Annotated in this window: 16 protein-coding genes; 10 read left to right on the top strand and 6 right to left on the bottom strand. The window is 72.4% G+C overall.

What is annotated here, in order from left to right; genetic code table 11:
* Window positions 1–102: 102 nt before the first annotated feature.
* Together pcaD and FHS13_RS08895 are read right to left on the bottom strand one after the other, a co-directional pair.
* Window positions 103–918: a 3-oxoadipate enol-lactonase gene (pcaD, locus tag FHS13_RS08900; protein WP_343064960.1), complete on the bottom strand. Its 816-nt coding sequence runs from the start codon at window positions 916–918 to the stop codon at window positions 103–105.
* 77 nt (window positions 919–995) lie between these two features.
* Window positions 996–2,171 (bottom strand): acetyl-CoA C-acyltransferase, encoded by a 1,176-nt coding sequence (locus tag FHS13_RS08895; protein WP_184290350.1) that lies wholly within the window; start codon window positions 2,169–2,171, stop codon window positions 996–998.
* 190 nt (window positions 2,172–2,361) lie between these two features.
* On the opposite strand from FHS13_RS08895, the gene FHS13_RS08890 reads away from it, so the two are divergent.
* Window positions 2,362–3,159 (top strand): IclR family transcriptional regulator domain-containing protein, encoded by a 798-nt coding sequence (locus FHS13_RS08890; protein ID WP_184290348.1) that lies wholly within the window; start codon window positions 2,362–2,364, stop codon window positions 3,157–3,159.
* 132 nt (window positions 3,160–3,291) lie between these two features.
* Window positions 3,292–4,170: an aldo/keto reductase gene (locus tag FHS13_RS08885; RefSeq protein WP_246404984.1), complete on the top strand. Its 879-nt coding sequence runs from the start codon at window positions 3,292–3,294 to the stop codon at window positions 4,168–4,170.
* An 8-nt stretch (window positions 4,171–4,178) separates the two neighbouring features.
* On the opposite strand, the gene FHS13_RS08880 is transcribed toward FHS13_RS08885, so the two are convergent.
* From FHS13_RS08880 to FHS13_RS08870, 3 genes are all read right to left on the bottom strand, one after another.
* The gene (locus FHS13_RS08880) at window positions 4,179–4,700 is read right to left on the bottom strand and encodes a GNAT family N-acetyltransferase (RefSeq protein ID WP_184290346.1); all 522 of its coding nucleotides are present in this window, start codon (window positions 4,698–4,700) and stop codon (window positions 4,179–4,181) included.
* Window positions 4,701–4,753: 53 nt separating this feature from the next.
* A complete protein-coding gene (locus tag FHS13_RS21360) occupies window positions 4,754–5,500 on the bottom strand; it encodes a thioesterase domain-containing protein (protein ID WP_184290344.1) in 747 nt (248 codons plus the stop codon).
* Between the two features lie 1,349 nt (window positions 5,501–6,849).
* Window positions 6,850–7,092 (bottom strand): hypothetical protein, encoded by a 243-nt coding sequence (locus FHS13_RS08870; protein WP_184290943.1) that lies wholly within the window; start codon window positions 7,090–7,092, stop codon window positions 6,850–6,852.
* 56 nt (window positions 7,093–7,148) lie between these two features.
* Between FHS13_RS08870 and FHS13_RS08865 the strand changes: the two genes are divergently transcribed.
* From FHS13_RS08865 to FHS13_RS08845, 5 genes are all read left to right on the top strand, one after another.
* On the top strand, window positions 7,149–7,778 hold the full coding sequence (locus FHS13_RS08865) for a hypothetical protein (protein ID WP_184290941.1): 630 nt from the start codon (window positions 7,149–7,151) through the stop codon (window positions 7,776–7,778).
* Window positions 7,779–7,861: 83 nt separating this feature from the next.
* Window positions 7,862–8,701: a helix-turn-helix domain-containing protein gene (locus FHS13_RS08860; RefSeq protein WP_184290343.1), complete on the top strand. Its 840-nt coding sequence runs from the start codon at window positions 7,862–7,864 to the stop codon at window positions 8,699–8,701.
* Between the two features lie 171 nt (window positions 8,702–8,872).
* Window positions 8,873–9,901, top strand: coding sequence for an iron-siderophore ABC transporter substrate-binding protein (locus tag FHS13_RS08855; RefSeq protein WP_184290341.1), 1,029 nt, complete (start codon window positions 8,873–8,875; stop codon window positions 9,899–9,901).
* On the top strand, window positions 9,901–10,947 hold the full coding sequence (locus FHS13_RS08850; protein ID WP_343064959.1) for a FecCD family ABC transporter permease: 1,047 nt from the start codon (window positions 9,901–9,903) through the stop codon (window positions 10,945–10,947). The genes FHS13_RS08855 and FHS13_RS08850 overlap by 1 nt, the downstream gene beginning before the upstream one ends.
* Window positions 10,944–11,996 carry a FecCD family ABC transporter permease gene (locus tag FHS13_RS08845; RefSeq protein WP_184290339.1) on the top strand — a complete coding sequence of 351 codons (1,053 nt, stop codon included), beginning with the start codon at window positions 10,944–10,946 and terminating at the stop codon, window positions 11,994–11,996. Before FHS13_RS08850 ends, FHS13_RS08845 begins: the two co-directional genes overlap by 4 nt.
* Before the next feature lie 63 nt (window positions 11,997–12,059).
* Here the strand turns inward: FHS13_RS08845 and FHS13_RS08840 are convergent, their stop codons facing one another.
* A complete protein-coding gene (locus FHS13_RS08840) occupies window positions 12,060–13,052 on the bottom strand; it encodes a LacI family DNA-binding transcriptional regulator (RefSeq protein ID WP_343064975.1) in 993 nt (330 codons plus the stop codon).
* Between the two features lie 209 nt (window positions 13,053–13,261).
* Here FHS13_RS08840 and FHS13_RS08835 point away from each other — a divergent pair, with 209 nt between their 5' ends.
* From FHS13_RS08835 to FHS13_RS08825, 3 genes are read left to right on the top strand one after another with little or no spacing between them, the layout of a single operon-like run.
* Window positions 13,262–14,536, top strand: a complete 1,275-nt coding sequence (locus tag FHS13_RS08835) for an extracellular solute-binding protein (protein ID WP_184290335.1) — start codon at window positions 13,262–13,264, stop codon at window positions 14,534–14,536.
* Window positions 14,533–15,441 (top strand): carbohydrate ABC transporter permease, encoded by a 909-nt coding sequence (locus tag FHS13_RS08830; protein WP_343064958.1) that lies wholly within the window; start codon window positions 14,533–14,535, stop codon window positions 15,439–15,441. The genes FHS13_RS08835 and FHS13_RS08830 overlap by 4 nt, the downstream gene beginning before the upstream one ends.
* The gene (locus tag FHS13_RS08825; RefSeq protein ID WP_184290333.1) at window positions 15,438–16,283 is read left to right on the top strand and encodes an ABC transporter permease subunit; all 846 of its coding nucleotides are present in this window, start codon (window positions 15,438–15,440) and stop codon (window positions 16,281–16,283) included. Before FHS13_RS08830 ends, FHS13_RS08825 begins: the two co-directional genes overlap by 4 nt.
* The last annotated feature ends 16 nt before the right edge of the window (window positions 16,284–16,299 follow it).

The raw sequence follows: 16,299 nt of genomic DNA, 5'->3' as shown, positions 1-16,299 counted from the left end.
CGGCGGGGAGCGCAGCTCGGCCCGGTCGCCCTCACCGGCTCCTCCGGCGCGGCAAGGGGCGCCTGGCGGCCGTGCAGCCCGAGACGGTCCGGAGAACAGGGCTCAGGCGGCCAGGTGTTCGGCGAGGAGGGCGTTGACCTTGTCCGCCTGCTGCCACGACAGCAGGTGGGCGGCGTCCTCCAGCACCTCCAGTCGGGCGCCGGGAATGCGTTCGGCGATCGTCCGCGCACCCGCCACGGGTGCGGCGGGGTCATCGGCCCCCGCGACCACCAAAGTGGGCGCCCGGACCCGCGCCAGGTCCTCGCGCACGTCGAACCCCTCGATCGCCGCGCAGCACCCGGCGTAGCCCTCGGCCGGGGTGTGGGTGATCTGGTCGCGGAAGAGCTCCATGTCCTGCGGGTGCCTCTCGGCGAACTCCGGGGTGAACCAGCGCCCGAGCAGTGTGTCGGCGAGCGCACCAGGGCCCTGGTCGCGCACGGTCGCGGCCCGCTCCCGCCACGGTTCGGGGGGTCCGCTGAAGGGGGTGGCGCCCAGCAGGGCGAGGCGGTCGATCCGCTCGGGGTGGTGGAGTGCCAGCCACTGCCCGACCATGCCGCCCAGGGACAGGCCGGCGTAGTGGGCGCGCTCGACGCCGAGCCGGTCCATCAGGGCGATCACGTCCCCGGCCAGGCCCTCCATGGAGTAGGGGCCCGCGGGAACGGGGGACCCGCCGTGGCCGCGGTGGTCGAAGCAGACCACGCGCAAGGTCTCGGACAGGGCCCGGACCTGGGGGTCCCACATGGCGACGGTGCTGCCGAGCGAGCCGCCGAGCAGGAGCACCGGTGCGTCCTCGGGTCCGCTCGCGACGTGGTGCAGGTCGACGTCGATCGTTCTCCCCCGCCTTCCTGGGTCTGTACCTCGTCGTGCCGGTGCCGGCACTCCCGCCCACGTTAACGGCCGGCGGGTCCGGATGCCGGTCCCGGCACGGGGACGCGGCCGGATTCGTGCGGACGGCGTCAGCCGGCGTGCAGGACCGCGGCCAGTCCCTGCCCCACCCCGATGCACAGGGTGGCCAGTCCCCAGCCGCCGCCGCGGCGGCGCAGCTCGTGTGCGAGGGTGCCGAGGATGCGGGCGCCCGAGGCACCCAGGGGGTGTCCGATGGCGATGGCCCCGCCGTTGGGGTTGACGATGCCGGGGTCGAGCTCCTTCCAGCTGCGCACACAGGCCAGGGACTGGGCGGCGAAGGCCTCGTTGAGCTCGACCACGGACAGGTCCTGCCAACCGATCCCGGCACGTTCGAGGGCGATCTCGGCGGCGCGCACGGGGCCGATGCCGAACACGTCGGGATCGACTCCGGCCGCGCCGCGTCCGGCGATGCGGGCCAGGGGTTCCAGGCCGAGGGTGTCGGCCGCGGCGCGGTCGCCCATCAGGACCGCGGCGGCGCCGTCGTTGAGGGGCGAGGCGTTGCCGGCGGTGATGGTGCCTCCGTCGCGGAAGGCGGGGGCGAGGGCGGCGAGCTTGTCGGCGGAGGTCTGGCGGATGCACTCGTCGCGGTCCAGGGCGGCGCCCTCGACCTGGACGACCTCGTCGTCGAAGACCCCTCTGGCCCAGGCGTCGGCCGCTCTGGTGTGGCTGGCCAGGGCGAAGGCGTCCTGCTCGGCCCGGCCGATGCCGCGGTCGGCGGCGAGGGCCTCGGTGCTTTCCCCCAGGGAGCGCGTCCACCGTTCGGGCATGCGCGGGTTGACCATGCGCCAGCCCAGTGTGGTGGAGTACAGGGCGGTGTCGGTGGCGGGGAAGCCCTTGGCGGGCTTGGGCATCACCCACGGGGCCCGGCTCATCGACTCCACTCCCCCGGCGATCACCAGGGAGGCGTCGCCGGTCTGGATGGCGCGGGAGGCCTGGATGACGGCTTCCAGGCCCGACCCGCAGAGCCTGTTGACGGTGACACCGGGGACGGAGGTGGGCAGGCCCGCCAGGAGGGCGGCCATGCGCGCGACGTTGCGGTTCTCCTCACCGGCACCGTTGGCGTTGCCAAGGACGACCTCGTCGACGGTCTCCTCCAGGCCGGGCGCGCGTTCGACGAGGGCGCCGACGACGCGGGCGGCCAGGTCGTCGGGGCGGACACCGGAGAGGGCTCCGCCGTACCTTCCGAAGGGGGTGCGGACGGCATCCAGGACGTAGACGTCGGTCACGGGGCCTCCTGTGTCGGGGCGGGATGTGCGGCTCCAACCTTAACCTAACGGCGTTAGGTTAAATAGGGGTCGGTACGTTCCGCGGCCGCCTCCGCACTCGGAGCACCAGGATCGGGATGTGCGGTGTGAGAACATCGCGGAGGCGACGACCCGTCCGCCCCTCCCCACCCCCCGACCGCGGAGAGACCCCATGCCCACAGAAGAAGCGCCGGAGCGCGGCGCGCACTTCGTGCAGTCCCTGGAGCGCGGCCTGGCCGTCATCCGGGCCTTCTCCGCCGAGCGGCCCGCGATGACCCTGAGCGAGGTCGCGCGCACCGCCGGCCTGACACGCGCCGCCACGCGCCGCTTCCTGCTCACCCTGGCCGACCTCGGTTACATGCGCACCGACGGCCGCCTGTTCTCGCCCACACCGCGTGTCCTGGACCTCGGGTACGCCTACGTCGCCTCGGCGGGGCTGCCCGACGTGGTCCAGCCGCACCTGGAGGAACTGTCGGCACAGGTCGGGGAGTCGGCCTCGGTCTCGGTGCTGGAGGGCGACGACATCCTCTACGTCGCCCGCGTGGCGACCACCCGCATCATGACGGCGACCGTCACCGTGGGCACCCGGTTCCCCGCCGCCGCCACGTCGATGGGCCGGGTACTGCTGGCGGGGATCACCTCCGACGGACTCGCCGCCCGTCTCGCGCGGGCCCGGCCGCTGACCCGCTTCACCGTCACCGACCCCGGCAAGCTGCGCGCCGAGGTCGAGCGCGTCCGCGCCCAGGGCTTCGCCGTCGTCGACCAGGAGCTGGAGGAGGGCCTGCGGTCGCTGGCCGTGCCGCTGCACGACGCCTCGGGGAGCGTGGTCGCCGCCGCCAACGTCTCCACCCACGCGGGCCGCACTCCTCTGGAGGAGATGGGCCGCCGCCTGCTCCCCGCCCTGAGGGAGACCGCCGCGCGCATCGAGGCCGATCTGGCGTCGGTGACGCGACGCGGCGCGGGCGTCTGAGCGCCGCGGTTCCTTGCCGAGGTGACCTCCTCCTGAGATGCTGCCCGCAGCACCGGGGCCGTCTCCGCGAACCGCCGGAGCGGCCCCGACCCGGCACCAGCGCGGCCACCGTGCCGCTCGGAAGGAAGCAGCTTGACCGAGCCGAACACCGCACCCTCGGCCGCCCTCGCGGGCACCCTCGCCATCGGCGGCGACCTGCCGGTCCACCGGATGGGCTTCGGTGCCATGCGCCTGGTGGGCGAGGGGGCGTGGGGACCGCCCCGGGACCGGGACGAGGCCCTGGCGGTGCTGCGGCGCGCGGTCGAACTCGGCGTCACCTTCATCGACACCGCCGACTCCTACGGCCCCCAGATCGGCGAGCAGATCATCCGCGAGGCCCTCTATCCCTATCCGAAGGACCTGGTCGTGGCCACCAAGGCGGGCTTCGTGCGCACCGGGCCCTCCCAGTGGCACCGGCTGGGCCGCCCCGAGTACCTCAGGCAGCAGGTGGAGCTGAGCCTGCGCAACCTGGGGCTGGAGCGGATCGATCTGATGCAGCTGCACCGCATCGACCCCGAGGTGCCGCTGGCCGACCAGCTGGGCGCCCTGGTGGAGCTGCGCGAGGAGGGCAAGATCCGGCACATCGGGCTGAGCGAGGTGGGCGTGGACGAGCTGTCGGCCGCCCGGGCGATCACACCGGTGGCTTCGGTGCAGAACCAGTACGCCCCCTCGTTCCGGCGTTCCGAGGAGGTCCTGGAGCAGTGCGAGAAGGACGGGATCGCGTTCCTGCCCTGGGCCCCGGTGGACCGGGGCGCACTGGCCGGACCGGACTCACCGCTGGCCGCCGCGGCCCGTGAGCACGGGGTCTCCCCGGTGCAGCTCTCGCTGTCCTGGCTGCTGCACCGCTCCCCCGTCATGGTGCCCATCCCGGGCACCTCGCGGGTGGCGCACCTGGAGGAGAACGTCGCCGCTGCCGCCGTGCGCCTGACCGAGGAGGAGACCGAGCGGATCAGCCGGTACCTCGGCGACTGAGGGCCGGATCAGGCGGGACGCAGACGGAAGACCTGCAACCTCGTGTCGTAGTACTTCTCCGTCTCGCCGACCCATTCCATGCCGAGTCTGCGGGCCACCGCGACGGCGCGCTCGTTGCTCGAACGGGCGACCGCGAAGACCTCCTCGATCCCCTGCTCGAAGGCCCAGGAGATGATGGCGCGGCCGGCCTCGGTGGCATAGCCCTGGCCCCACACGTCGGGGCTCAGGGCCCAGGTGAGTTCGAAGTCCTCCTCGTAGGGGGGCAGCAGCTTGAGGGACAGTCCTCCCACCACCTCCCCGTCGTCCTTGCGGACGATCGCCCAGCGTCCCGCCGGCGGCATCAGGTTGGGCCCCGCCTCGATCCAGGCGTGCAGCACCGAGCGCATCGCCTCGGCATCGCTCAGCGGGCGCAACTCCGGCGTCAGCCGGCTCGTCACCTCGTCGGTCCCGTACACCCGCAGGGCCGCCTCGGCGTCGTCCGTCTTCCACTCCCGGATGAGGAGTCGGTCGGTCTGCAGCTCAAGGCTCATGTATCCACCGTAGCCCCTGCTTCACCATCGCGACAGGGGCCGTAGGGCGCGGATCACCGGGCCGTGCCCAGAGCGGCGGCCACGTCGGCGGTGACGTGCGCGACGACCTCGCCGACACGGCCCATGAAGTAGAAATGGCCGCCGGGAAAGGTGTGCCTGAGAACCGGACCCTCGGTGTATCCGTGCCAGGCGTCCATGCGCTCGGGCGGCATGCCGGGGTCGGCCGCTCCGCCCAGGACCGACAGCGGTGTCCGCAGCGGCGGCGTGCCGGGGTGGGGGCGCCAGGTGTCGACCACCTCCAGGTCGGCGCGGACGAGGGGTTCGGTCCGCCGCCACCGGTCGGGGTCGTCCAGGGCTCCGGCGGGGGCGCCCGAGCGCGCGACGCTCTCGCACAGCTGCTCGGAGGGCAGCAGGTGGCGCGGCCGGTCCCACTCGGGCCCCGGCGCCGGGCTCCAGGCGGACACCCCGAGCCAGTCGGGGCCGGGCGCGCCCCTCTCGGCGGCCAGGAGCGCCATCTCGTAGGCCAGGAGGGCGCCCATGCTGTGCCCGAACAGGCCGTGGGGGCGATCGGTCCCGGGGGCGATGTGCTCGTACAGGTGGCGGGCGAGCTCGCGGGCCTCGCGCAGGGGCTCGGTACCGGCGTCGCGGCCGGGAGCACCCACCAGGCACACGTCCCAGTCGGCGGGGAAATGCCGTACCCAGGGCCGGTAGTTGGCGGGGGAGCCCCCGGCGTGGTGCAGCAGGAACAGGCGGAACCCTTCCTGGACGGGCCTGATCCGGGTCAGTACTCCCTGCCGCACGGCTCTCCTCGCACGTTCTCCCGCTCTGCCGATCGACAAAATTACCAGTCGGTAGAACTTACGAGTAACAAAGAGCCCCGCACCTGGAACGCGGGGCGGCTCCGACGGGTTGGCCCGCGGTGGCGAACGGGAGGTGGTGGCCCGCTCGCGATACCCGTCGGATGTTCGCGGTCCGGCCGGCAACCGAACCGGCGATGGCCCGACAAGCAGCCGGGGTCCTCCCGTCGGCGCCTCCAGCGCATCGACCGCTCGCAACGCCGACGGCCGACCGGGAGATCCGCGTCGGCGGCGCAGGCCGAGCGGCGCTCGCCCCGACAACGCCTCCACCGTGCGATCCGCCGACCGGTGCGGGGGCGGACCGGCAGCACCGGTGGGCGCGCAGGTGCTGACAGGAACAACCTGTCCCAGGAACCCGAGTCCGATGGTGGAGAGCCTTGTTCCCGGTTCCTGCCTTCCTCTCTCTTGCCACCCTGCCCGGTTCACCGCTTCTGGAGACGAGGGCCGTCGAGAAGTGCCGAGGTGATCACCGCGGAAAGACGAGAGCATCCTGGCACGTGCGCTCACCACTGAAGGCCTCCGCCCTTCCCTGTTCTTTTTCAATGGGCGTGGAGCCCCACGTGAAAGGCGAGGTGACGAAACCATGCCGGTCCACCTGAAAGGCTCCACGTGGTTCCTTGTACCGCCACTCTCGACGTGGACCAGGCCACCGTTCGGCACGCTTCCGCTCTCCTGGCAGCGAACGCCGCCGCATCGACACCCCGGCCCGCACCGGGACCCACACCACTTGCTGGCCGTGCAGCAGCAACGCATCCTTCCGAGAAGCCCCGCCACATCGCCCGCAGCGTGGACGGCAAGACCCAGAACGGCGCCCGCGTATGCTGCAAAGACTGGGCCATCGGGAATCGGGTGCATGACGTGCGAGACGCGACCTTCAAAAAGGACGCACGCCCCACCCCGCAACCACCCGCGCCGATCGTACGGGGATTCCTGACCGATATCGTCCGCCAAACGTTGGACGCAGAACTCCGGGGCCCTTCTCTCCCTACGCCCCTATTTCCCGTGATCTTGTACCTGGAGTCAACTTCACCCCCTTTTACTGCCGTCCTGATATCCAGCCAAAGTGACCGCAGATACAAGATCACGGGAAGAAAGGACGTTGGCTGCGTCCACACCCGGGCCTGTTCCCCTTCGGGGCCGCCACCACCGAGTGGGGCAAGGGCGGGGGCCGGCGCGAACCGCTCATGGTCCGGACGGGCGAGGAGGTTGCGCAGGATGTCTCGCCGGGTCCGACACCAGCCGTTCCGGCATGGGTACAGGAACAGGCCACCGAGATCCCGGACGAGGCGAACTCAAGGACGGCGCAGGCGCCGGGCCGCCGCGGACGGGAGGGCCCTGACGAAGGACAGCGCTCTTCGCACCGGTCCCTCCTGCACCGCGGCCACCGCAGCGGGCGGATCGACCGCCGCGGCCTCGGCCTGCGCATGGCGCTCGCGCAGGCGCTCCCTGATCTGTTCGGGCGTGTAGGCGCGGCGCTTGCGCTCGGCGCGGGCGATCGCCACGCCGGTCGCTGCCACACCCACGAAAGCGGCCACTCCGAGGGCCTTCCACCATCGCATGTGCCTAGGCTAGCGATGTGTCTGATACGAGCATGTCCCTGAGCCAGGCGGTGGAGATCACCCGGACCGGCGACATCTGGGTCTTCCGGGGCCGGAGTGCGGCCGACCGCGCCATCCAACTCACCACGAACAGCCCCGTCAACCACGTCGGCATGTCGGTGGTCCTCGACGACCTCCCGCCGCTGATGTGGCACGCCGAGCTCGGCCGCTCCCTGCCCGACATGTGGACCGGCAGGCACCAGCGCGGCGTACAGCTCCACGACCTGCGCGACGCGGTCCTGGTCTGGGGCGAGAAGTACGGCCAGCAGGGCTGGATGCGCCAACTGGAGCCGGTGGCCGACCGTGCGATGGAGGACGCCGTGCTGCGCACGATCGCGAGGCTGGACGGCACCCCCTTCCCCTCCAGCGCGCAGCTGGCCGGGCGCTGGGCGCGCGGACGCCTGCCGCTGCGCCCCGGCCGCAGGCGCGAGCAGGGCGGGCGCGCCCTGGAGACCGCCTACTGCGCGGAGGTCATCGCCCTGACCTACGAGGCCATGGGCCTGCTGCCCAAGGGCCGCCGCCCCGGCTACTACGACCCGGGGCGGTTCTGGAGCGGCGACGACCTGGAACTCGAGGGAGGCGCCTCCCTCGGCGGGGAGATCCGGGTGGACCTCCCCGATTGACCCGGGGACCGCGCCGGAGTCCCCCGGCCGGGGCAGGGGGCACCGCCTCCACCCGGGGAGACGCCGCCCGTAGCCTGGACGTCGTGGTCACACGCGACATCCGTTCGACTCCGGCAGCTCCTCCGCGCCCCACCGGCTCCTCGTCGCGCGGCGCGGTCGACAGCCGCAGGCTCCCCCTCTACGCCCCCGGCGAGATCGACGTGCCGTTCGTCGTCATGGGCAGTGCCGAGGTCATCCCCCGGGACACGTTCTGGGAGGAGCACTCGCATCCGACGCACGAGCTGCTCTGGAACCGGCGGGGCGCCTCCTCGGCGACGGTCGGCAGGCGGGTCTGGACGATCACCCCGACGCTCGGCCTGTGGATCCCGGCCGGCACGCGCCACTCGGGCTGGACCCCCGCGGGCACGTGGCACCGCGCCGCGCAGTTCGGCGTGCACGCCGTGCCGCAGCTCTCGGACGGGCCCGTGGCGATGGAGGTGACACCGCTCCTGCGGCTCCTGCTCGACCGGCTCGACACCGAGGAGCTCGCCCCGGAGGCGCGTTCGAGGACGGAGGCGATGGTGCTCGACCTCCTCGCGCCCGCCCGGAACGAGCTGATCCTGCAGATACCCGAGTCGCCGCTGCTGGCCCCCGTCGTCGCCGCCGTGCGCGAGAACCCCGCCGACACCACCACCCTGGCCGTGTGGGCGGCGCGGCTCGGTGTGAGCACCCGCACCATCACGCGGGCCTTCCGCGCCGAGACCGGTCTGGGGTTCAGCCGGTGGCTGGCCACCGCGCGCGTGCAACACGCGATCACGATGCTGGCGCGGGGGGAGGAGATCGACGACGTCGCCCTGCGCGTGGGCTACCACTCGGCGAGCGCCTTCGGGGCGGCCTTCCGGCGGATCACGGGGCTGAGCCCGGGACGGTTCCGCTCACTGTAGGACCTCCTGGCCGACCACGCCTGTCCGTTTCGCTACAAAAGGTGTCGCATCTGCGTGATTGCACACCAGCCAAGGACACCCTAAATTCGGTTAGGCAAACCTAAACTCGCGCTCTCGCCGCGGTTGGCCGTGCGTGCACCCTCCCCGCCCGGCCGCAACGGGAAGGAACCCATGCTCCGCGTCTCAAGGCCGGCCGTGCTCTCCGCAGCCGCACTGCTCGCCGCCGGGCTCACCGCCTGCTCCTCGCCCTCCTCCGACTCCTCCGGCGGGGAGGGCGGCTCGGGCGACTGGACCCCCGTCACCATCGAGCACGCCCTCGGCACCACGACCGTCGAGTCCGCACCCGAGCGGGTCGCCACGGTGAACTGGGCCAACCACGAGGTTCCGCTCGCCCTGGGCGTCGTCCCCGTCGGCATGGCATCCGCCAACTTCGGCGACGACGACGGCGACGGCGTGCTCCCCTGGGTCGAGGAGAAACTCACCGAGCTGGGCGCGGAGACGCCGGTGCTGTTCGACGAGACCGACGGCATCGACTTCGAGGCCGTCGCCGACACCCGGCCCGACGTGATCCTCGCCGCCTACTCCGGTCTGACCCAGGAGGACTACGACACGCTCAGCGAGATCGCCCCCGTCGTGGCCTACCCCGAGACCGCATGGGGAACGCCGTGGCGGGACATGATCCGGCTCAACAGCCAGGCCCTGGGCCTGGCCGAGGAGGGCGAGGAGCTCATCGCCGGCCTCGAGGAGGAGATCGCGGAGTCGGCCGCCGGGCATCCGCAGATCGAGGGCCGGTCGGCGATGTTCCTGACCCACGTGGACACCACGGACCTCAGCGAGGTCAGCTTCTACACGACGCACGACACGCGCGCCCTGTTCTTCGAGGACCTGGGGATGTCCACCCCCGAGAGCGTCGCGACCGCCTCGGCCGAGACCGACCTGTTCTCGCTGACCCACAGCGCCGAACAGGCGGACGCCTTCGACGACGTGGAGATCATCGTCACCTACGGCGGCGACGAGCTCGTGGAGGCCCTGGAGGGCGACCCCCTCCTGTCGCAGATGCCCGCGGTCGAGAACGGCGCGGTCGTCAGCCTGCCCGGTGACAGCCCTCTGGGCACGGCCGCCAACCCGACCCCGCTGGCGATCTCGTGGGTCCTCGACGAGTACCTGTCGCTCCTCTCGGAAGCAGCCGGCGGGGCGTAGTGGCCGCGCACACCCTCTCGCCCCCCGTCCCGGGCGCCGCCGCCGTGCGGCGCCCGAGGCGCGCCCGGGCCCTGTGGCTGGTCGCCCTCCTGTGCGTCCTGGCCGCCCTCCTGCTCGTCTCGGTCGCGGTCGGGTCCCGTACCGTGCCCTGGTCCGCCGTCACGGCCGCACTGGGGGGCTCCACCGAGGGCTTCGACCAGGCGGCGGTGGCCAAACGGGTCCCCCGGACCCTGCTCGCGGCCCTGGCGGGGGCTGCCCTGGCGCTGTCGGGCGCGGTCATGCAGGGCGTGACCCGCAACCCGCTGGCCGACCCCGGGATCCTGGGCGTGAACATGGGCGCCTCGCTGGCCGTGGTCACCGGCATCGCCTTCTTCGGGCTGGCCTCCGCCTCCAGCTTCGTCTGGGTCGCGATCGCCGGGGCGGGCGCCACCGCGGTGTTCGTGTACGCGATCGGGGCCCTGGGCCGGGGCGGAGCCACACCCCTCAAGCTCGCCCTCGCCGGGGCCGCGGTCTCCGCCGCCCTGGCCTCGCTCGTCAGCGCCGTGGTGCTCCCGCGCAACGACATCGCCGACGGTGTCCGCTCCTGGCAGGTCGGCGGCGTGGGCGGCGGCACGTTCGACTCGCTCGCGCAGCTGCTGCCCTTCATCGCGGTCGGGGCCGCCGTCTGCCTCCTGTCCGCGCGAGGGCTCGACCTCCTCGCCCTGGGCGACGAGACGGCCGCCGGCCTGGGGCAGCGCGTGGCGCTCGCGCGGGCGACCGCCTCCCTAGGCGCCGTCGTGCTGTGCGGCGCCACCACCGCCGTCACCGGGCCGATCGGCTTCGTCGGCCTCGTCGTGCCGCACGCGTGCCGGCTGCTGGTCGGTTCCGGGCACCGGTGGCTGCTGCCGTTCTCCGCCCTCGGCGGCGCGGCCCTGCTGACCGCGGCGGACGTGGTCGGCCGCATCGCGGCACGCCCCGCCGAGATCGACGTGGGCATCGTGACCGCGCTGGTCGGGGCCCCGTTCTTCATCCACATCGTCCGCCGCCAGAAGGTACGTGCGCTTTGACCGCCCCCGCTGCCCCGAGTGCCTCCACCGTCGCCGCCGTCGCCCGCGCCAGAGCGCGCCGCGCCCGTCGGCGGGGCACGGTGATCGCCGTCCTGGCCGTCCTGGTCGCCGCCGTGTTCACCGTGTCCCTGATGGTCGGGCAGACCTTCTATCCCCTCGGCGACGTCGTGCGGGTGGCCCTGGGCCAGGACGTCCCGGGCGCCTCGTTCACCGTGGGGCGCCTGCGCCTGCCCCGGGCGGTGCTGGCGGTGGCGGCCGGGTTGTGCTTCGGCCTGGGAGGGGTCACGTTCCAGACCATGCTCCGCAACCCCCTGGCCAGCCCGGACGTCATCGGCATCAGTGCGGGTGCCGGAGCGGCGGCCACGTTCGCGATCGTGGTGCTCTCGCTGGACGCGACCGGGGTGTCGGTCTTCGCGATCACCGCCGGCCTGCTGGTGGCCCTGCTCGTGTACGGGCTGGCGTTTCGCGACGGGGTCTCGGGAACCCGCTTCATCCTCATCGGCATCGGTGTGGCCGCCGTGCTCACCGGTATCACCGACTACATCCTGGACCGGGCGCCGGCCTGGGACCTCCAGGAGGCGATGCGGTGGCTGACGGGCAGCCTCAACGGCGCGAGCTGGGACGGGACCGTCCCGGTCCTGCTCGCACTCCTCGTGTTCACCCCCGTGCTGCTGTCCCAGGCGAACAGCCTGTCGGCGCTCCAGCTCGGCGACGACACCGCCGCGGCCCTGGGCGTGCGCGTGGACCGCACCCGGCTCCTCGCGGTCGTGGGCGCGGTGGGGCTCATCGCCTTCGCCACGGCCGCATCCGGGCCGATCGCCTTCGTCGCCTTCCTCTCGGGACCGATCGCGGCGCGCCTCACCGGCCCCGGCGGTTCCCTGCTCATCCCCTCCGCACTGGTGGGGGCCCTCCTGGTCCTGACGGCGGATCTGTGCGCGCAGTTCGCCTTCGGCACCCGCTACCCGGTAGGGGTCGTCACCGGGGTGCTCGGTGCGCCCTACCTCGTGTACCTGATCGTCCGGACCAACCGCGCGGGCGGCTCCCTCTGACCTCACCGCCGCCGACCGGCCGGCGGCCGGATCGACGGCCGGATCGACGGCCGGGCCGCCGCGTCACCGCGGCGGCGCGGTGCTCCCGCGCACGACCAGGTCGGTGGCCAGGTCCAGGCGCGGGTTGGGCGGGCTCTCCCCGCGTGCGAGGGTGAGCGCCATGCGGGTCGCCTCCTCGGCCATCTCGGTCAGCGGCTGGCGCACCGTGGTCAGGGGCGGCCCCACCCAGCGGGCCACCGGCAGGTCGTCGTAGCCGACGACGCTGAGGTCCTCGGGGATGCGCACCCCCAGTTCGCGGGCGGCCTCGTACAGGCCCATGGCGTGCAGGTCGCTGCCGGCGAAGACCGCGGTGGGCGGCTCGTCGAGCAGCAGCAGCTCGCGCCCGCGGTCGCGTCCCGACTCGACGTGGAAGTCGCCGTGGCGGACCAGCTCGGGGTCCACCTCGATACCCGCCGAGTCCAGGGCCGAGGCGTAGCCGTCGATGCGGGCGCGGCTGCACAGCACGCTCCGGGGCCCGCCGATCACGCCGATGCGCCGGTGCCCCAGTTCCAGGAGATGGCGGGTGGCCGCCAGGCCGCCGCTCCAGTTGGCCGATCCGACCGCGGGCATGTCCGGTGCCGGATCCCCCGCCGGGTCGACCACGACGCAGGGGATGCCGCGGGCGGTGAGCCTGCCCCGCTGCTCGGGGGCAAGGTCGGAGAAGACCAGGACCACGGCCGTGGTGTGGCGGGCGAGCACGGAGTCGACCCAGTCGTCGCGCGGGGTCTTCTCCCCGCCGGTCTCGGTCAGGACGACGCTCAGGCCCTCGCTGCGGGCGACGTTCTCCACCCCGCGGATCACCTCGACGGCCCAGGCGCTGTCGAGTTCGTGGAAGACCAGGTCGATCAGCGACGAGCGCGCCGCCCCGGAGCCGCGCCGGCGCCGGTAGCCGTGGCGGCGGATCAGCTCCTCCACCCGCGCCCGGGTGTCGGCCGCCACGTCGGCGCGGCCGTTGAGCACCTTGGAGACCGTCGGCACCGAGACACCGGCGGCCTCCGCAATTTTCGAGATCGTTATCGGTTGCGAACCTGTGTCGGAGCGGGCGGAAGGTAGGGGTTCTGCACTCACGCCGCCTGATACTACGCTCTTCCCGCCGCTCGGGCACGCCCCGCCCCACCCCAGGGTGATGTGGATCTCAGGGGGCTATTGACGATCGCACAGGACACCCGTACATTCTGACGACACAGTTTCGGAAACATTCCCGATAGTTTCGAAGAAGGTGGGCCATGACTACCCCCAGAGTCAGCGCGGCCGCGGTCGCGGCACTCGCCCTGCTGGGCACCACCGCCTGCGGCGGTGGCGGCGGTGCGGGCAGCGACGAGATGCACGTGTGGATGTACCAGGACACCCTGGTGGTCGTGCAGGAGGGCGCGGTCGAGCGCTTCAACGCGGACTCCGACGCGGAGGCCGTCATCGACGAGGTCCCCGGGGACAGCTACGTCGAGCGGCTGCGCACCGCGATGGGCTCCAGCAAGAAGCCCGACGTGTTCTTCAACTGGGGTGGCGGCAGCATCGAGCCCTACGTCGAGCAGGGCATGCTCGAGCCCCTGGACGACATGCTCGCCGAGAACCCCGAGTTCGCCGGGTCCTTCATCCCCTCCGTCCTGGAGTCGGGCAAGATCGACGGCGTCCAGTACGGGATCCCCCTGCGCGGCACCCAGCCGGTCATCCTCTTCTACAACGAGGCCGTGTTCGAGGAGGCCGGCGCCGAACCGCCCGAGACCTGGGACGACATCCTGGACCTGGTCGACACCTTCAACGAGGAGGGCGTCACCCCCTTCGCCCTGGCCGGGGCCGACCCCTGGACCGAGCAGATGTGGCTGCAGTACCTGGTGGACCGCATCGGCGGCCCCGAGGTGTTCGAGCGCATCGTGGGCGGCGACTCCGAGGGCTGGCGCGACCCGGCCGTGCTGGAGGCCGCCGAGATGGTGGCCGAGCTGGTGGACCGGGGCGCGTTCGGCGACGCCTACGCCTCGGTCAGCTACACCGAGGGCGGCGCCTCCACGCTGCTCTCCGAGGGCCGGGCCGCGATGCACCTCATGGGCTCGTGGGAGTACTCGACCCACCTGGACCAGGCCGAGGACTTCGCCAAGGAGGACCTGGGCTACACCGCCTTCCCGCCCATCGACGGGGGCGAGGGCGACCCCGCCAACGTCGTGGGCAACCCGACCAACTTCTTCTCCGTGACCTCCGACAGCCCCCACCTGGACTCGGCCCTGGAGTTCCTCACGTACACCTCCCAGGAGGAGTACGTGGCCGACATGGTCGCCAACGGCGAGGTGCCCACGACCACCGGCGCCGAGGAGCTGCTGGCCGACAGCCCCAGCCCCGACTTCGCGACCTTCCAGTACGAGATGGTGCGCGACGCGCCCCACTTCCAGCTCTCCTGGGACCAGGCCCTGCCCCCGGACGTGGCCACCCCGATGGTCACCGAGATCGAGTCCCTGTTCAACGGGCAGAGCACGCCCGAGCAGTTCGTCGACGCGCTGGCGGCGCTGTGACCAGGAAGTCCCCCGCCGGGTCCGCCCCTCGCACGGGGCGGCCCGGCGCCCTGTGGGCGGTGCCCGGCCTCGTCTACTTCGCGGTCTTCGCGGCGCTGCCGATGGCCCTGGTGGCCTATCTGTCGCTGACCGAGTGGGGCGGCCTGGGCGCGCCCCGGTTCGTGGGCCTGGACAACTGGGCCCGGCTGTTCGACGACCCGCTGATGGGCAAGGCCGTGTGGCTGAGCCTGCTGCTCACCGCAGCCTCGTGGGCGGTGCAGACCCCGATCGCCCTGCTGCTGGGCGTCTGGGCGGCCGGACGCCAGCGCACGCGCGCCGTGCTCTCGGCGATCTTCTTCCTGCCGCTGCTGCTGTCCTCGGCCGCCGTCGCGATCATCTGGCGCGCCCTGCTGGACCCCAACTTCGGGCCGGCGGCCTGGCTGGGGCCCGCGCTGGGCCTGGGGTCCCTGGACCTGCTCGGCGGCTCGGGCAGCGCCTTCTGGGTGATCGTGTTCGTCAGCGCCTGGCAGTTCATCCCGCTGCACATGCTCCTCTACCAAGGAGGGGCCCGCCAGATCCCCGAGTCCCTCTACCAGGCGGCCCGCATCGACGGCGCCGGCCGACTGAGCATGTTCTGGCACATCACCCTGCCGCAGCTGCGGCACACCATCACCACCTCCTCCGTGCTGATGGTGGTGGGTGCACTGACCTACTTCGACACGGTGCTCATCCTGACCGGCGGCGGTCCGGGCACCGACACCAGCATCGTCCCGTTCCTGATGTACCGGGTGGGCTTCAAGAGCTGGGAGCTGGGGTACGCGAGCGCGATCGCCTTCACCCTGGTCCTCGCCGCAACGGTGGTCGCGCTGCTCATGGTGCGCTTCACCGGGTTCGGCTCGATGCGCAGTACCCGGGAGGGAATGTGACCACCGTACGACGTGTCCGCCCGGTGCGGGAGAAGCCCAACGTCCTGGGGGGCCTGGGAGCCTTCCTGTGGCTGCTGGTCGTGGCGGTGCCGCTGTACACGCTGCTGATCGCCACCGTGCAGCGGTCGGAGAACTACACCGCCGAGGGGCCGCTGGCGCTGCCCTCGGAACCGACCCTGCGCAACTACGTCGCCGCGATCGACAACGGCCTGCTGGTGTTCGTGGGCAACACCGCGCTGGTGACCCTGGCGGTGGCGGTGCTGGTCATGGTGCTGTCGGCGACGACCGCCTTCGCCGTGGTGCGCTCGCGCAGCCGCTGGACCCAGAACGTGTTCCGCGTGTTCCTGCTGGGGCTGGCGATCCCCTCCCAGGCGGTCATCATCCCCGTCTACCTGATCATCGTGAACCTGGGGCTCTACGACTCCCTGACCGCGATCGTGCTGCCCACGGCTGCCTTCGCGCTCCCGGTGTGCGTACTGATCCTCGTGGGCACGATGCGCGACATCTCCGAGGAGCTGTACGAGGCCATGGCCCTGGACGGGGCCGGGGTGGCGCGCACCTTCACCCAGCTGGTGCTGCCGATGTCGCGTTCGGGCCTGAGCACGGTGGGCGTCTACGCCGCACTGCAGGCCTGGAACGGCTTCCTGTTCCCCCTCATCCTCACCCAGTCCGCCGACAAGCGGGTGATCACGATGGGCCTGTTCGAGTTCCAGGGCGAGTACCGGGTCGACGTTCCCGGCCTGCTCACCGCCGTGGTGCTGTCGACGGTCCCCCTCTTTGTCGTCTACCTGCTGGCACGCCGCTCCCTGGTCAACGGGCTCATGGGGGTGGGCGGCAAGTAGCCGCTCCCCGCCCGCG

Source organism: Nocardiopsis algeriensis, assembly GCF_014203695.1.
In the GTDB taxonomy this organism is placed as follows: Bacteria; Actinomycetota; Actinomycetes; order Streptosporangiales; family Streptosporangiaceae; genus Nocardiopsis; species Nocardiopsis algeriensis.
Note: the sequence above shows the minus strand (reverse complement) of the source record. Positions and strands in the feature narration are given on the sequence as shown.

Coding starts and splice junctions, on each gene's coding strand:
- FHS13_RS08890 (WP_184290348.1), top strand. CDS start 2,362: ATGCCCACAGAAGAAGCGCCGGAGCGCGGCGCGCACTTCGTGCAGTCC.
- FHS13_RS08880 (WP_184290346.1), bottom strand. CDS start 4,700: ATGAGCCTTGAGCTGCAGACCGACCGACTCCTCATCCGGGAGTGGAAG.
- FHS13_RS08865 (WP_184290941.1), top strand. CDS start 7,149: ATGTCCCTGAGCCAGGCGGTGGAGATCACCCGGACCGGCGACATCTGG.
- FHS13_RS08855 (WP_184290341.1), top strand. CDS start 8,873: ATGCTCCGCGTCTCAAGGCCGGCCGTGCTCTCCGCAGCCGCACTGCTC.
- FHS13_RS08835 (WP_184290335.1), top strand. CDS start 13,262: ATGACTACCCCCAGAGTCAGCGCGGCCGCGGTCGCGGCACTCGCCCTG.